This window comes from Halogeometricum sp. S1BR25-6, from assembly GCF_031624495.1.
Lineage (GTDB): Archaea > Halobacteriota > Halobacteria > Halobacteriales > Haloferacaceae > Halogeometricum > Halogeometricum salsisoli.
Genome location: NZ_JAMQOP010000001.1, coordinates 1,404,297 through 1,418,636 on the forward strand (window position 1 = coordinate 1,404,297; position 14,340 = coordinate 1,418,636).

Genomic DNA, 14,340 nt, shown 5'->3' on the forward strand with positions numbered 1-14,340 from the left:
CTCACCGCTGCCACTCCTCGTCGCCGTCGTTCGGACTGTCGGGCGGCGATTCTCCCCATCCCATCTCGTCTTCGTCCGTCTCGACCAGTTCCTCCGCGATGCCGGCGCGACCGGCGGCGACGAGGACGAGGTAGCCGACGGCCCCGACGGTGAACAGGAGCACCGGGATGACGAACGGGCCGTACGACCCGACGAGCCAATCGAGGAAGCGAGCGACCACCGTCTGGAGCAGCACGGCCATGGCGACGCTTCGAACGCCGCGGAGTTACCGTTTCGGGCTGACGTCGGCGTCCGCTCCGCCCGTCTCGCCCGCGCCGTCCGTCGCCACGCGCCCGTCCCCCTCGGGGTCGGTGCCGCTCGGGTCCGACACCCTCCCGGTCGACTCCACGTCCGCGGCGGCGGTCGTCGTCAGCGTCACGTCGCGCTTCGGGAAGGGAATCTCTATCGCGGCGTCGTTCAGCGCCGCGTACAGCGCGCGGTTCAGTTCGTGCTGGGCGCGGCGGCGGCGGGTGGGCGCGCTCACCCAGCAGAGCAGTTCGTACTCCAAGGCGGAGTCGCCGAACCGGCGGAAGCGCATCCGGGGTTTCGGCGAGTCGAGGACGAGCGACTCGGCCTCGGCCACGTCGACGGCCAGCGCCTCGAAGCCGTCCAACTCGGTGCCGTAAGCGACGGAGAGGGGGACGCGGATGCGTCGGCGTCGCTGCGGGGCGGACTCGTTCGTTATCTTCGCCGCGTTGAGCACGGAGTTCGGCACCGTCACCATCAGTTCGTCGCGGGTGAGAAGCGTCGTCGAGCGGATGCCCACCTTCACGACGGACCCCGAGGTGCCGTCGTCGAGGACGATGAAGTCGCCGAGTTTGTACGTGTCGTCGAAGTACAGCGCGATTCCCCCGAAAAAGTTGGCGACGGTGTCCTTCGCGGCGAAGCCCACCGCGATTCCGGCGACGCCCGCCGCGCCGAGCAGCGGCGTTATCTCGATGTTCCAGACGTACAGTAGCGTGGCCGCGCCGCCGAGGAGGACCACCAGCGTCCAGACGTTCGAGAGGACGGGCGCGAAGTCGAACCGACCGCCCTCCTCGTTCACGCGTTCGACCAGTCGGTTCACCGCGCGGTTGGCCGCGTACGCCCAGACGAGGACGATGACCGACACCGAGGGTTTGCCGAAGAAGGTGTCGAGCGTCGCCGGCGGGAACACCGTCGACGCCCGCACGGACGGCACCTGCGTGAGGAGGAGGACGCCCGCCAGGGCCGCGGTGACGACCAGCGGCGCCCGCAGTTCCGAGAGGACGATGTCGTCGTAGGCGCTGTCGGTGTGGACGACGTAGCGGCGGGCCGTCCGGAGGACGACGAACTCCAAGGCGAGGGCGGCGGCGACCGAAACGAGGAGGAGCGCGGCCGTCGCCTCCACCGCGGAGAGCCCCGCGAACGCGTCCGTGAATGGGCCGAGCATGCCCGAAACAGGACGCGTCCGGAGATAACGGTTTCCCGTACGGTCGTCGGCGCCGACCAATCAGCTTTTGCGGGTTCCCGCGGGAGCGGAGGTATGTACTGGAAGGGCCACTGCGGCGTCTCGCTGCTCGTCTTCGCGCCCGCCGGGTTCGCCCTCGTCCGCCTCGGCCGCCCGGACCTCGCGTTCGTCGCCGGCGCGACGATGCTGTGGCTGACGATGCTGCCGGACGTGGACCACAAGGTGCCGGGCCTGCCGCACCGCGGGCCGACCCACTCGCTTTTCTTCGCCGCCCTCGTCGGCGGCGTCTTCGCCGGCGTCGCCCGCGCGCTGTCGTCCGTCGACGCGGGCCTCGGCGACGCCGGACTCGCCGTCCTCGCGGGCGGGAGCCTGACCGTCTTCGCGTTCTGCCTCGGCTTTCTCACCGTCCTCGCGCACCTGCTCGGCGACGCGCTCACGCCGATGGGCGTGAACTTCCTGTGGCCGCTCTCCGGCCGCCGCGACACCGTCTCGGCGTGGCGCGCGGACAACACGCTCGCCAACTACGCGCTGTTCGGACTGGGCGTGTTCGCCGCCGCGGGCGCACTCTATGCGGCCGTCGCGGTCTGAAAGCGCGCCTCGCCCGCTGTCCGGTTACTCCGAGGACTCGTGGACGGTGACCACCGGCACCGGCGACGTGCGGACCGTCTTCTCGGCGACGCTTCCGAGGAGGATGCGGTCGACGGCGCCCTTGCCCGTCGTCCCCATCACGACGGCGTCGATGTCGTACGACTCGATAGCGTCGAGGATGGCTTCGTGCGGCGACCCGTGCTCGACGTGGCTCTCGACGTCGACGTCGCGGGACTCGGCCGCGAGAACGACGTTCTCGACGGCCTCCTCTGCGGCCTCCTCCTCCTCGGCCCCGGAGAGCGCAGAGCGCACGTCGAGTCCGAGCAGCGAGTCGTCGACGACGCTGAGCACGTGCAGCGTCGCGCCGAGCGACGCCGCCAGGTCGACGGCGTGCTCGGCCGCGTACGTCGCCGTCGAACTCCCGTCCGTCGCCACGAGAACTCGGTCGTAGGGGAACGACAGCGACCGCTCGGTTCCCGTGCGGACCGTGACGACCGGGCGCTCGGAGAGGCGGACGACCTTCTCCGTGACGCTTCCCAGCAACTGCTTCGAGAGCCCCTGCTGTCCCTGCGTGGGCATCACGACGGCGTCGTAGTCGTACTCCTCGGCGTAGTCGACGATGGTGGGGACCACGTCGCCCTGCACCACGTCCGTCGAGTACTCGACGCCCAGCGAGTCGAGCACCCCGCCGGCGTCGTCGACGATGTCGGTCCCCTCCTGTTCGAGGGCGTCGACCACGTCGTTCTCGACGACGGTGACGCTGTCCCTGCTCGTGTCGGCGACGAACAGCAGCGTGACTTCGCCGTCGGTCCGCTGCGCCATCTCGCCCGCGTGGTACAGGACTTCCTCGGAGCCGTCGCTGCCGTCGACCGGCACGAGTATGCGCTCGTACATGATGATTCCACATGCGTGCGACGGAGGTTAATCGCTTTTCCCCGGTCCGACCGGAGATTCGAGGGGGTAACCCCGGCGGGCACAGTACCTATTGACGTTCCCGTCGGACGACGAGCGGGATGGACTTCGACACCTTCCTCGGCGAGGTGGAGAGCCGCGGACAGCTCGCGTCGACCGAGGATGCCCTCAGGGCGACGCGTATCACGTTCGAGGCGCTCGGCCGGCGCGTCGACGCGGAGGACGCAGAACGCCTCGGAGCGCAACTCCCCGGCGAACTCGAACGATTCCTTACGAAGGAGGACGCCGTCGAGCGCTTCGCGTGGGGGGAGTTCGTCGGGCGACTCGTCGAAGCGGGCGACTACGACGAGGGCGCGGGCGGCACCGCCGCCTACCACGCGCGGGTCGTCCTGAGCGTCGTCGACGACGCGACCACCGAGGGAGCGGTCGGGGCCGTCCGCGAACGACTCCCCGCCGAGGAGGACTGGGACGAACTGTTCGCGCTGGTCGACCGAAGCGGGCAGGCGGCCGACGCGGAGTAGTTCCGCGTCCCGACGCCGAGGCCGAGCGAGAGTATAAGGGACGACCGGGATAGTTCCCCGTATGGAACTGGCCGACGACGCGATGACCCGATTCCCGGTGCCCGACTACGAGGACCTCCCCGAGGACCTCAGAGAGCGAATCGACGAGGAGACCGAGCGCGCGGGGTTCACGCCGAACGTCTTCTCGGCGTTCGCGTACAAACCGAGTCACTTCCGCGCGTTCTTCGCCTACCACGACGCCCTCGTTGAGGACTCCGCGCTCGACCGCGAGGAGATAGAGATGATAATCGTCGCCGTCTCGGGCGTCAACCACTGTTACTACTGCAACGTCGCCCACGGCGCCCTCGTCCGCATCTACGCGAAGGACCCGACGCTCGCGGACCAACTCGTCGCCAACTACCGGCAGGCCGACATCTCCGAGCGGCGGATGGCGATGCTCGACGTCGCGGTGAAACTCACCGAGTCGCCGCGCGAGGTGACCGAGGCGGACGTCGAGCGACTGGCCGAGGCGGGCTACTCCGAGGAGGCTATCTGGGACATCGCCTCCGTGACGGCGATGTTCAACCTCTCGAACCGCATGGCGATGTTCGCGGACATGCGACCGAACGAGGAGTTCCACACGCTGGGGCGCGAGACGCGGGAGTAGAGTCGACGGGTCACCCGAGAGCGCTAGAACAGGCCGAAGACGAACCCGAGCCCCATCAGGATGAGAATCGCGGCCGAGACCGTCGGGAAGTGCTGTGCCAGCGATTCGACGCGGTCCTCGTAGCGGTAGTACCCCGCCACGAGCAGCAGCGTCAGCGAGACGATACCGGCGAGGACGGCAAGCGCGTACGCGCTCATCAGTTCCAGACAGTAGCTCGACCCCGTACACAGGAGCAGAATCTCGAACTCCTCCTCGTGGGCGAATCCGAGGACGAACGCGAACCACGCGAGACTCCACAGGGTCGTCCCCGAGGCGTCGCCGTCGAACCCGTGGGAGTGCGAGTGCGAACGTGCGTGGGGGTCCGAGCGACCGCCGACGAACGGAACCGCGGACCGCAGACGCGCGAGAAGGCCTTCCGAATCCCGGCCGTGGCCGTCGTCCGTGTCGTGGTCGTGGTGGTCGTGTCCGTCGTCCGTGTCGTGGTCGTGGTGGTCGTGTCCGTCGTCCGCGTCGTGGTCGTGGTGGTCGTGTCCGTCGTCCGCGTCGTGGTCGTGGCCGTCGTGGTCGTGGCTGCCGTGACCGTGGCCGTGGCCGTGGTCGTCCTCGCCGTCTCCGTGCCCCCCATGGTCGTGCCCGTGGCCGTGTCCGCCGCCCCGGAGTTCGTTCAGACCGAGCAGTATCAACAGAACGCCGGCGACCTGCGATATCCACGGCAGTTGCGTCAGGTCGAAGTAGGATTTCGCCGCGAAGAAGACGAGCACCATGGCGATGCTGCTCACGAGGTGGCCGACGCCGAGAATCGTCCCGGCGGCCGCCCCGGAGAGCCACTTGTTCCGCTTCTCCATCGCGTAGGAGGCGGCGACAGGCCAGCCGTGACCCGGTTCGACGCCGTGGACGATACCGAGTGCGACCGCGCCGCCGAACAGTCCGATTAGGTCACTCGCCATATCCCAAATCCGTCTCTGGCGGGTATAACGGCTGTTAAGACCGGTTCGGTGGATTCGTAATAATCGTTCGCCGGTCGGGATGCGACGATTCTTACGCCTCCTCCGCGGAGGGAGACGCATGCGAACGAGTTTGAACGTCCCCGACGACGTCCTCGCGGAGTTCGACGCGGTGTGGGAAGCCGAGGGCCTCGACTCGCGTTCGCGGGCGATACGCGAGGCGATGCTGGAGTACGTCGAGTCGCACACGCGACTGGAGGAGGCCGAAGGGGACATCGCGGCCGTCGTCGCCTTCGACTACGAACACGAGTCCGTCATCCGCGAGTTGCACACCGTCCAGCACGAGTTCGAGGACATCATCGAGGCGACGAGTCACACGCACCACGGTCACTGGTGCTTCGAGGTGGCGTTCTGCGACGGGCCGGCCGAGGGCGTGCGGCGACTCGTCTACCGCCTGCGCGACTTCGACGCCGTCCGCCGCGTGTCCGTCCTCTCGTTGACTATGTCCGAGGCCTGACACTCAGGAGCGCGAACCGACGGCGGAAGCCTTATCAACTCGGTCGACCACTGTCAACTCGCAATGGCGAAAGGTACGGTTGCGTTCTTTAACGACACCGGCGGTTACGGATTTATCGAAAGCGAAGAGTCGGACGAAGACGTCTTCTTCCATATGGAAGACGTCGGCGGCCCGGACCTCGAAGAGGGCCAGGAAGTCGAGTTCGACATCGAACAGGCGGACAAGGGTCCCCGAGCGACGAATCTTCAGCGCCTGTAAGAACGCAACACGGTAGCGGTACTGCGGTCGGCGGTCACGTCGATTCTCATCACGATTCTCGGTATTTTAACGCGCCCCGAGCGACGGCGCTCCGCCGGGCCGGCGGACGCTCCCGTTCGCCCGACGGTACGACTGCCGACCGTCCCTCACCCCGGTAAGCCGACGGCCGGGATAGATGTCGGTCAATCAGAGAGAACCTACATCCGCGCGCGTTTCCAAGGTCAGGCGGTGGACCAGCTAGATAACCTCGGACGAGCGGGCATCGACGCCCTGCCCGTGGAGGCGGCTATCGTGGACGCCGAGGGGACGATACTGCTGGTGAACGAGCCGTGGCGGGGGTTCGCGGACGAGAACCGCGGCGAACGCCCCGACTACTGGGTCGGCGAAAACTACTTCGACGTCTGCGAGCGAGCTGGTGGCTCCGTCTGCGACGGCGTCGTGGCGGGACTCCGGGCGGTGCTGGACGGCTCCCGGGAGCGGTTCCGGTTCGAGTATCCGTGCCACGGCCCGTCGGAACAGCGCTGGTCCGCGCTCGACGCCGTCCGGTTCCGTCACGGAACGGACCACTACCTGCTCCTCTGTCACTTCGACGTCACCGAGCAGAAGCGGAACGAGTCGCTGGCGGAGGCGCGGTCCGAACAACTGGAGACGCTTCTCGGCATCCTGACTCACGACGTGCGGAACCCGCTGAACGTGATCGAGGGGTACGCCGAACTCCTGGCTACCGAGTCCGACGGCGACAGCGCCGAACTGGACGCGATTCGACGGGCGGCCGCCCGAATCACCGAGATAACCGAGACGGCCCTGGAGTTCGCGCGAACGGGTGCGACGGCGCGGATAGAACCGCTCAGCGTCGGCGAGGTGGCCGCCGAGGCGTGGGACAACGTCGCAACCGGGGATGCGACGCTGGAGGCTCGCCCCCTCCCGAGGGTGCACGGCGACAGGCGACTCCTGTCGCACCTGTTCGAGAACCTGTTTCGGAACGCCGTCGAACACGGGGACGCCGACTGCGCGGTGACCGTCGGTCCGCTTCTCGACGGATTCTACGTGGAGGACGACGGGTCGGGACTTCCGGGAGAGATCCGCGAGAAAGCGCGCCGAGCCGACTTCTCCACGCAGGGCGCCGGCGGCTTGGGGCTGGCCATCGTTCAGTCGGTCGCCCGGCTACACGGCGGAACGCTGCGGATCACCGACGCGTGCGGCGGCGGCGCCCGATTCGAGGTCACGGGGTTCGACATCGCTCCCGGAGACCCCGCGCCCGACGCCGCCGGCGCCTCCGAGTAGCCGTACCGTACCGGAGTCGCTACCGCCGACTGCCGGGTTGGGGGTCGACGTGCGCGGGCGCCATCAGGTCCTCGACGTCGCTGTCGTCCAACCACTCGACCAGTTTCACCAACTGGTCGGTCGCCGCCTCGAACAGTCGTTTCCCCGCCTCGGGCGTCGCGTCCGTCTGGTCGCCGAACGCGCCGTTCTCCGAGTTCTCGACGGCGTCGAAAAAGGTGCGCGCGCCGTGCGTCATGTAGTTCGGCGAGTCGTCGAGGTCGACGAGGCCGCCGTCGCGGGCGTCTTCGAGGCGGTCCTCGCGGACGAGTTCGCCCGCGACGTGCATGATCATCGCCGTCTCCTTCGGGCCGGCGTGGGGGCCGTTGCGCTCGAACACCTCGTCGACGAGGTCCGGGATGGACTCGTCCCACATCCACTCGATGGCGTACATCGTCCCGTCGTCGCGGAGGCGGCGGCCCACCTCGCGGAGGTGCTGGACGTTGCCGCCGTGGGCGTTCACGTAGACGACGCGGTCGATTCCGTGGTACGCGAGGTTGCGCGTCATCGACTCCACGTAGTCGCGGAACTGCGGCGGGTCGACCCACATCGTCCCGTGGAACTGCCGGTGGTGGGGGCTGACGCCGACGTTCACCGTCGGCGCGCAGAGCACCTCCGTCCGGTCTGCCGCCGCCCGCGCGAGCGACTCGGCGATGAGGTGGTCGGTCGCGAGGGGGAGATGCGGGCCGTGCTGTTCGGTCGAACCGAGCGGAATCAACGCGACGGACTCCTCGGCGACGTAGTCCCCGAGTTCGGGCCACGTCTGGTCTGCGACGTACATCTACTCGGAGAGACTGCGAGAAGGGAGAAGAAAGTACGTGAGCCGGCGCGGTTGTCGGGGTTCCGATAGCCGACACCGGCTACCGTCCGAACGTCTCCTCCTCCATCCGCCGCAGTTCGATGCGGCGGATCTTCCCCGAGGACGTCTTCGGCAGTTCGTCGACGAACTCCACCCTCCGGGGATACTTGTACGGCGCCGTCTCCCGCTTCATGAACTCCTGTATTTCCTCGACAAGTTCCTCGGACCCCTCGTAGCCCTCGCCGAGGACGACGTACGCCTTCACCACGTCGCCGCGTTCCTCGTGCGGGGAGGCGACGGCGGCCGCCTCCGCGACAGCGGCGTGGGAGACGAGGGCGTCCTCCACCTCGAACGGGCCGATACGGTACCCCGCCGAGATGATGATGTCGTCGGCGCGGCCCTCGAAGAAGAAGAAGCCGTCCTCGTCGCGCGAGGCCAAATCGCCCGTGCGGTAGTACTCCCCGGAGAACGTCTTTCTGTCGAGGTCGTCGCGCTCGTAGTAGCCGTCGAAGATGCCCGGACAGCCGACGGGGACGGCTATCTCGCCGATTTCGCCCGGTCCGAGTTCCTCTTCGTCGTCGCCGATTATCGTCGTCCCGAGGCCGGGCGTCGGCCGGCCCATGCTCCCCGGTTTGACCTCGACGCCGGGGTAGTTCGTCACGAGCGCCACCGTCTCCGTCTGGCCGTAGCCGTCGCGCGGCGTAACGCCGAACGCCGACTCCAAGGCGTCGATGGGTTCGCGGTTCAGCGGTTCGCCCGCCGAGAGCGCCGCCCGCAGGTCGATGTCGTACCCCGAGAGGTCGACCTGCGAGAACATTCGGTACTGCGTCGGCACGGCGCACAGGCGCGTGACGCCCTCGTCGGCCATCACCGAGAGGAACGCCTCGGGGTCGAAATCGCCGTCGTACAGCAACTGCGTCGCGCCCGTCGTGAGGCCGACGCCGACCGGACTCCAGAACCACTTGGCCCACCCGGTGCCCGTCGTCGCCCACAGCAGTTCCTCCTCTAAGTCCGCCGGTTCCTCGGTTTCGCCGGGCGGCACGACGCCGTCGGCGGTGACCCCCCACCAGTACGGCGCGTTCACCAGTTCGAAACAGCGCATCCATCGGTGGCGGTGCATCACGGGCTTGGGTTGCCCCGTGGTTCCCGACGTGTAGTTGATGGACATCGGGTCCGAGGCGCCGAGTTCCGGGCCGTCGTGCGCCGTCTTCCGCCCCTCGACCAGCGAAGCGAACGTCTCCCAGCCCTCGCCGTCGCCGTCGCTGCTCTCCCCTTCGTTTCCGTCGCCGAGGACGACGAACTGTTCGAGCGGCGTCTCCCCCCGCACCGCGTCCACCATCCCCGTGAGCGACTCGTGGGCGACGACGGTCGACGCCTCGCAGTCGTTCGCGCGGTAGGCGATGTCCTTCGGCTTCAGCATCGACGAACAGGGAACCAAGAGCCCCCCGCGCTTCAACGCGCCCAGTTGTACCGCGAACACGTCGGGGTGCCGCGGAACGAGATGCATCACCCGGTCGCCCTTTTCGACGCCCATCTCGGCCAAGGCGTTCGAAAATCTGTTCGCGTCGTCCCGCAGGTCGGCGTACGTCCGTTCCTCGCGTCGGCCGTCGGCGTCCCGGAAGCGGAGGGCCACCCGGTCGCCGAACGACGCCGCGTGCGACTCGATAACTCCGGGGAGGCTGTATCCCTCCGGTACGTCCCACTCGAACTCGCCGACGGCGTCGTCGTATGACAGTGCCATGGCTTCCCATCGGAAACATAGTGAATAATTATTTGGGTCGGCCGCCGCGCGCCGTCGGGAAGGCGAGCCGTCTCCGAAGGCGGCGCGTAGCTATCTGGTCGGTGGCCGCACGGTGTTCCGACGGCGTCCGGTCGCGTCCGCACCGTCAGCGCATCTCGGAACTCCCGCGACACCTCACTCGACCGATAGTTATGGACGTTTGCCACCGTTTCCGACGTTTTCGAGCGGATTCGGACGGGTTCCTGAGTTCCAGCGAGGCGATGATGTCAGAGATAATTAATTTGAGTCGGCCGACCTTCGGTCATCGCCGAGACGACCCGGCGGTCGACGAGGAGCGCTCAGGCCACCGGAGCCTCGTCGCCGCCGACGGCGCCGGCCGAGTCGCCGCCCGTCTCGCCGCCCTCGCCGCGGAGCGCCAGCGCGAACGCCCCGAGGCCGACGAGGAGGACGAGGAACTGGAGCACGCCGCCCGCGAAGGGAACGAACCCGACGAGGGCCACGAGCAGCAGTCCGACCGCGAGGGCGGCCCAGCGGCTCTCGTACTCGGTGAGCGACAGCAGCCACGTCCCGAGGACGAGGGCGCCGTACACCGAGGTCACCCACAGCACGAGGGCGAACAGGACGAACCCCGCTATCGACAGTGGGATGCCGACGACGGTGAGGAGCGTCAGCACTAGCGCCACGGGGACACCGACCAGGGCGAGGAGACCGACGCCGCCGCTCCTGACCGTCCGCTCCGTCCCGACGTTCGTCACGCGCGCGGCGAACCGGGGCGCGACGAGGAGGAGGACGGCGCCGAGGACGAGGTTGACGAGCAACCAGTAGGCGGCGACGACGCTCTCGGGGAGGACGAACCCGTCGGGGTCACCGACGACGGGCGTCGTCGTCACGAGGTTCTCGTCGCGGGTGACGGTCCCGGCGACGGACGCGCCGTCGGCGACGCCGAACGTCTCGGCGTCGTAGGTGACGCTCCCGCCGACGACGGCGGTGCTCCCGACGAGGAAGCTGTCGGCGCCGACGGTTACGTCGCCGTCGACGGTCCCGGCGAGTCGGACGTCGCCCGCGCCGGCTTCGAGGTTCCCGCCGATGACGGCGGTACTCCCGACCAGAAGCGTTCCGCTCGCCGTCCGTACATCGCCGTCGACGGTTCCGTCTATCGTGACGGACCCGGCGGCGACGCCGACATCGCCGGTGACGCGGCCCGTCTCGGTGACGACGACGTTGCCGGCGAGAGCTTGTACGTCGCCGTCGACGGTGCCGGCGACGACGACGGTGCCCGCCGCGGCTTCGAGCGTTCCGCTGTACGTCTCGCCCTCGGCGACGGTGACGGCCGGGCCGAAGGGGGCTTGCTGCGCCTGCGCGCTCGCGACGCCGACGGCGCTTCCCGTGAAGACGAGCAGCGCGACGACGACGGCGAGCAACCTGGATACCGACGAACTGGACATTAATGGCTCCCGAGCGAACGCTCTCGCAGACCGGTTCACACGGAGTCTCGGCCCCACCGGGCCGGTTCGCTCTCGGTTGGTAGTACGGTGCATCCGACCATAAAGCAGGCGTGAGCACTTGTGGCGTGAGAACCGTGGATGGATTCGTACTCGCGGACCGCGAACGTCTGAGAAAGAATCCGGCCGTCCCCACCGCCTCGCGTGGCTTTTTCCGCGCTGCGGTCGTGCGGGCAGATAGCATGGAGTACACGACACTCGGCGACACCGGGATGGAAGTGTCCAAAATCTGTCTCGGCTGCATGAGCTTCGGGACGAGCGACTGGCGCGAGTGGGTGTTGGACGAGGAGGAGGGCAAGGAGTTGGTCGACCGGGCCATCGAACTCGGTATCAACTTCTTCGACACCGCGAACGTCTACTCGAAGGGGGAAAGCGAGAGAATCCTCGGCGAGGCGCTGGACGAGTACGACCGGGACGAACAGGTGGTCGCGACGAAGGTGTACGGACAGATGGACGACGAGGACCCCAACTCGGGCGGCCTCTCGCGGAAGACCATCGAACAGGAGTTGGACAACTCCTTGGAGAGGCTCGGGATGGACACCGTCGACCTCTACCAGATTCACCGCTGGGACTACGACACCCCCATCGAAGGAACGCTCCGTGCCCTCGACGACGCCGTCCGTCGGGGGAAGGCGCGCTACATCGGCGCCTCCTCGATGTGGGCCCACCAGTTCGCGGACGCGCTTCACACCTCGGAGTCGCTCGGCTTGGAGCGCTTCGCGACGATGCAGAACCACTACAACTTGCAGTACCGGGAGGAAGAGCGAGAGATGCTTCCCCTCTGTCAGAAGGAGGGCGTCGGCGTCATCCCGTGGAGTCCGCTGGCGCGCGGCGTCGCCGCCCGTCCGCACGAGGAGGCGCGGTCGACCGCCCGCGGCGAAACCGACGACTACGCGCGCGAGCATCCGTACCTCGAAGGCGGCGGCGAGGCGGTGAACGAGCGCATCCAAGAACTCGCCGAGGAGAAGGGCGTGAAGATGGCGCAGATAGCGATGGCGTGGCAGTTCGAGAAGGACTGGGTCGACGCGCCCATCGTCGGGACGACGAGCGTCGAACACCTCGAAGACGCCGTCGAGGCCCTCGACATCGACCTCTCCGACTCCGACGTGGAGTACCTCGAAGAGCCGTACGAACCGGTCCGCGTCAGCGGCCACGAGTGAGGTCCCGCGGAGCGGTCCTCCTCAGTCGCCCGCCGACTCGACGAACCCCGACCCGAACCCGCCCGAGGAGAGCCGTTTGACCGCCCGCCCGGCGACGAGGGCGATAGCGACTTCCGAGAGGCCGACGACGGCGAACGCGGCGAGGTAGCCCGCGGCCGAACTGGCGACGCCGCCGACGAGAAAGCCCGCGAGGAAGCCCAGGCTTCCGAAGACGTTGAACCCGCCCAGCGCCGCCCCGCGCTCCTCGGGCGCGGCCACGTCCGTCACGAGCGCCATCGTCGCCGGCGAGACGAGGGCGCCGAAGACGCCGACGAGCACCATCAGACCGACGGCGGCGGCGAGCGACGGCGCGAGGCCGACGGCGACGATGGAGAGGCCAAAGCAGACGGACCCGGCCACGACGGGGACGAACCGGCCCACCCGGTCGGAGAGCATGCCGAAGGGATACTGCAGGAGGGCGAACGGGAAGAAGAAGGCGAACAGCGCCATCCCCGCGAGCGAGGCGTCGAGGCCGAACGTCTCGCGGAAGTAGGCGACGCCGACCAGCGCGAAGAACCCAGCCGTCATGCGGTCGATGAAGCCGAACGCGTACGGGACGGCGAGTTGGGGGCGCGCGCGGAGACGACCGAAGGCGGCGCCGAGGCGGACGCGGACGCCCTCCGGCGTCCGGTCGGGCACCGTGGCGGCGAGGAGGGCGGCGACGGTCAGGAGGGCCGCCGCGCCGTACAGCGGGTACAGCGGGTCGGCGTCGGTGAGGAAGCCGCCGGCGACGGACCCAAGCGCCGCGCCGAAGCCGATTGCGATGCCGGCCGCGCCCATGTTCTGGCCGTTGTCCGAGGAGAGGTCCGCCAGCGCCGTCATCGACAGCGAGAACGCACCGATGGTGGCCGCGCCGCCGACGAGGCGGACGGCGAGGACGGCGGCGAACGGGAGGCCGAGCGACGGGACGGCCGCGAGGACGAGGTAGCCGAGGGCGCCGCCGAGGGCGCCCGCGACGATGAGGGGACGGCGGCGGCCGAGCGAGTCGCTCACCGCGCCCCAGACGCCGGCGAACGTGACGAACGCGGCGTACTCGGCGACGAGAAACAGCGTCCGCGTTGCGGTGGTGCTCTCGACGCCGAACGCCGTCACGAGGTCCGAGAGACCGGGGTAGAGGAGCACCTGAGACACCAGTACCGTCCAGACCGCGAGCGCGAGTCGCCTGCGCTCGGTCTGTCTGTCCATACCGTCGACTCGGCGCGGCGGGGGAAAATCGCGTCGTTCCGGCCGACCCTCACTCGGAGGCGCGCCGGACTCGCTTCAGGTCGTCTATCATCGTTCCCTCGTCGGGTTGGGTGCCCCGGTAGGCGCGTTCGACGTAGCCGTCGCCGTTCACGAGGAGGACGACGCTCGTGTGCGCGAACATGTACGGGTCGTCGCCGTTCGCCTGCTGCTGGAAGAAGACGCCGAACTCGTCGTCGACGATGCGCCGCGCCTCGCTCTCGCCGTCGGGGCGGAGGAAGTGCCAGTTGCCCGCGTCGGTGTCGACGTTCATCTGCTCGGCCTCCTTCCTGAAGGCCGCGGCGTCGTCGCGCGCCGGGTCGAACGATATCGGGTAGAACGACACCTCCTCGGCGTAGCCCTCGTTCACCGAGTGCACCTGCACCTCTCTGAGGGCGCTGATGAGCACCGGACACACCGTCATGCAGTTCGTGAAGAAGAACGTGTGAAAGTGCGGTCCCTCGATGCTCCGTACTGCGACGCTTCCCTCCGAGAGCGCGTACGGAACCGTCACGTCCGGGACGCGTTCGCCCCACGCCGGATACGGCAGGTCCGAACTCTCCAACCCCTCCTCCCGGTCGGGTTCGCCGAGGGCGACGTCCGGGTTCGCGTCGCCGAACCCGGCTATCGACCCGCCGGTACACCCCGCAATCCCCGTCGCGCCCGCGAGTCCCGCGGCGCCGAGGAACGACCGTCGATCCATG

The 14,340-nt window shown here is 68.5% G+C and carries 16 protein-coding genes; 7 read left to right on the forward strand and 9 right to left on the reverse strand.

The genetic code is table 11. From position 1 onward, the window contains the following. Nucleotide 1 precedes the first annotated feature (1 nt). Both NDI76_RS07350 and NDI76_RS07355 read right to left on the reverse strand, forming a co-directional pair. Nucleotides 2-241, reverse strand: coding sequence for a hypothetical protein (locus tag NDI76_RS07350; RefSeq protein ID WP_310923902.1), 240 nt, complete (start codon nt 239-241; stop codon nt 2-4). A gap of 24 nt (nt 242-265) precedes the next feature. Beyond that, nucleotides 266-1,450, reverse strand: coding sequence for a mechanosensitive ion channel family protein (locus tag NDI76_RS07355; RefSeq protein WP_310923351.1), 1,185 nt, complete (start codon nt 1,448-1,450; stop codon nt 266-268). A 93-nt stretch (nt 1,451-1,543) separates the two neighbouring features. On the opposite strand from NDI76_RS07355, the gene NDI76_RS07360 reads away from it, so the two are divergent. Next, on the forward strand, nt 1,544-2,056 hold the full coding sequence (locus tag NDI76_RS07360) for a metal-dependent hydrolase (protein ID WP_310923352.1): 513 nt from the start codon (nt 1,544-1,546) through the stop codon (nt 2,054-2,056). Between the two features lie 24 nt (nt 2,057-2,080). Here NDI76_RS07360 and NDI76_RS07365 read toward each other — a convergent pair whose 3' ends face one another. Further along, nucleotides 2,081-2,950 carry a universal stress protein gene (locus NDI76_RS07365; RefSeq protein ID WP_310923353.1) on the reverse strand — a complete coding sequence of 290 codons (870 nt, stop codon included), beginning with the start codon at nt 2,948-2,950 and terminating at the stop codon, nt 2,081-2,083. A gap of 119 nt (nt 2,951-3,069) precedes the next feature. Between NDI76_RS07365 and NDI76_RS07370 the strand changes: the two genes are divergently transcribed. Further along, complete coding sequence (locus NDI76_RS07370) at nt 3,070-3,489, forward strand: DUF2267 domain-containing protein (protein WP_310923354.1); 420 nt, start codon at nt 3,070-3,072, stop codon at nt 3,487-3,489. A gap of 67 nt (nt 3,490-3,556) precedes the next feature. Then, entirely contained in the window at nt 3,557-4,135 is a 579-nt protein-coding gene (locus NDI76_RS07375) for a peroxidase-related enzyme (RefSeq protein WP_310923885.1), read from the forward strand. A 23-nt stretch (nt 4,136-4,158) separates the two neighbouring features. Here the strand turns inward: NDI76_RS07375 and NDI76_RS07380 are convergent, their stop codons facing one another. Further along, nucleotides 4,159-5,082 carry a hypothetical protein gene (locus NDI76_RS07380; RefSeq protein ID WP_310923355.1) on the reverse strand — a complete coding sequence of 308 codons (924 nt, stop codon included), beginning with the start codon at nt 5,080-5,082 and terminating at the stop codon, nt 4,159-4,161. Between the two features lie 118 nt (nt 5,083-5,200). On the opposite strand from NDI76_RS07380, the gene NDI76_RS07385 reads away from it, so the two are divergent. The 3 genes from NDI76_RS07385 (at nt 5,201) to NDI76_RS07395 (ending at nt 7,138) form a co-directional block, all read left to right on the forward strand. Continuing rightward, the gene (locus NDI76_RS07385) at nt 5,201-5,596 is read left to right on the forward strand and encodes a CopG family ribbon-helix-helix protein (RefSeq protein ID WP_310923356.1); all 396 of its coding nucleotides are present in this window, start codon (nt 5,201-5,203) and stop codon (nt 5,594-5,596) included. Nucleotides 5,597-5,659: 63 nt separating this feature from the next. After that, nucleotides 5,660-5,854: a cold-shock protein gene (locus tag NDI76_RS07390; protein ID WP_310923357.1), complete on the forward strand. Its 195-nt coding sequence runs from the start codon at nt 5,660-5,662 to the stop codon at nt 5,852-5,854. Nucleotides 5,855-6,082: 228 nt separating this feature from the next. After that, entirely contained in the window at nt 6,083-7,138 is a 1,056-nt protein-coding gene (locus NDI76_RS07395; protein WP_310923358.1) for a sensor histidine kinase, read from the forward strand. A 19-nt stretch (nt 7,139-7,157) separates the two neighbouring features. Here the strand turns inward: NDI76_RS07395 and NDI76_RS07400 are convergent, their stop codons facing one another. The 3 genes from NDI76_RS07400 to NDI76_RS07410 all read right to left on the reverse strand — a co-directional run bounded on the left by NDI76_RS07400 (nt 7,158) and on the right by NDI76_RS07410 (nt 11,159). After that, a complete protein-coding gene (locus NDI76_RS07400; RefSeq protein WP_310923359.1) occupies nt 7,158-7,955 on the reverse strand; it encodes a creatininase family protein in 798 nt (265 codons plus the stop codon). A 79-nt stretch (nt 7,956-8,034) separates the two neighbouring features. Beyond that, a complete protein-coding gene (locus NDI76_RS07405) occupies nt 8,035-9,714 on the reverse strand; it encodes an acetate--CoA ligase (protein ID WP_310923360.1) in 1,680 nt (559 codons plus the stop codon). A gap of 338 nt (nt 9,715-10,052) precedes the next feature. Beyond that, nucleotides 10,053-11,159, reverse strand: a complete 1,107-nt coding sequence (locus NDI76_RS07410) for a bactofilin family protein (protein WP_310923361.1) — start codon at nt 11,157-11,159, stop codon at nt 10,053-10,055. A gap of 239 nt (nt 11,160-11,398) precedes the next feature. Between NDI76_RS07410 and NDI76_RS07415 the strand changes: the two genes are divergently transcribed. After that, entirely contained in the window at nt 11,399-12,376 is a 978-nt protein-coding gene (locus NDI76_RS07415) for an aldo/keto reductase (protein ID WP_310923362.1), read from the forward strand. Between the two features lie 21 nt (nt 12,377-12,397). On the opposite strand, the gene NDI76_RS07420 is transcribed toward NDI76_RS07415, so the two are convergent. Then, entirely contained in the window at nt 12,398-13,600 is a 1,203-nt protein-coding gene (locus NDI76_RS07420; RefSeq protein WP_310923363.1) for an MFS transporter, read from the reverse strand. 49 nt (nt 13,601-13,649) lie between these two features. Further along, entirely contained in the window at nt 13,650-14,339 is a 690-nt protein-coding gene (locus NDI76_RS07425; protein WP_310923364.1) for an SCO family protein, read from the reverse strand. Between the last annotated feature and the right edge of the window lies 1 nt (nt 14,340).

Excerpts from the sequence above, each read along its gene's own strand:
- NDI76_RS07360 (WP_310923352.1), top strand. The coding sequence starts at position 1,544 with ATGTACTGGAAGGGCCACTGCGGCGTCTCGCTGCTCGTCTTCGCGCCC.
- NDI76_RS07415 (WP_310923362.1), top strand. The coding sequence starts at position 11,399 with ATGGAGTACACGACACTCGGCGACACCGGGATGGAAGTGTCCAAAATC.
- NDI76_RS07405 (WP_310923360.1), bottom strand. The coding sequence starts at position 9,714 with ATGGCACTGTCATACGACGACGCCGTCGGCGAGTTCGAGTGGGACGTA.
- NDI76_RS07350 (WP_310923902.1), bottom strand. The coding sequence starts at position 241 with ATGGCCGTGCTGCTCCAGACGGTGGTCGCTCGCTTCCTCGATTGGCTC.
- NDI76_RS07420 (WP_310923363.1), bottom strand. The coding sequence starts at position 13,600 with ATGGACAGACAGACCGAGCGCAGGCGACTCGCGCTCGCGGTCTGGACG.
- NDI76_RS07400 (WP_310923359.1), bottom strand. The coding sequence starts at position 7,955 with ATGTACGTCGCAGACCAGACGTGGCCCGAACTCGGGGACTACGTCGCC.
- NDI76_RS07370 (WP_310923354.1), top strand. The coding sequence starts at position 3,070 with ATGGACTTCGACACCTTCCTCGGCGAGGTGGAGAGCCGCGGACAGCTC.
- NDI76_RS07425 (WP_310923364.1), bottom strand. The coding sequence starts at position 14,339 with ATGGATCGACGGTCGTTCCTCGGCGCCGCGGGACTCGCGGGCGCGACG.
- NDI76_RS07355 (WP_310923351.1), bottom strand. The coding sequence starts at position 1,450 with ATGCTCGGCCCATTCACGGACGCGTTCGCGGGGCTCTCCGCGGTGGAG.
- NDI76_RS07380 (WP_310923355.1), bottom strand. The coding sequence starts at position 5,082 with ATGGCGAGTGACCTAATCGGACTGTTCGGCGGCGCGGTCGCACTCGGT.
- NDI76_RS07390 (WP_310923357.1), top strand. The coding sequence starts at position 5,660 with ATGGCGAAAGGTACGGTTGCGTTCTTTAACGACACCGGCGGTTACGGA.
- NDI76_RS07410 (WP_310923361.1), bottom strand. The coding sequence starts at position 11,159 with ATGTCCAGTTCGTCGGTATCCAGGTTGCTCGCCGTCGTCGTCGCGCTG.
- NDI76_RS07385 (WP_310923356.1), top strand. The coding sequence starts at position 5,201 with ATGCGAACGAGTTTGAACGTCCCCGACGACGTCCTCGCGGAGTTCGAC.
- NDI76_RS07365 (WP_310923353.1), bottom strand. The coding sequence starts at position 2,950 with ATGTACGAGCGCATACTCGTGCCGGTCGACGGCAGCGACGGCTCCGAG.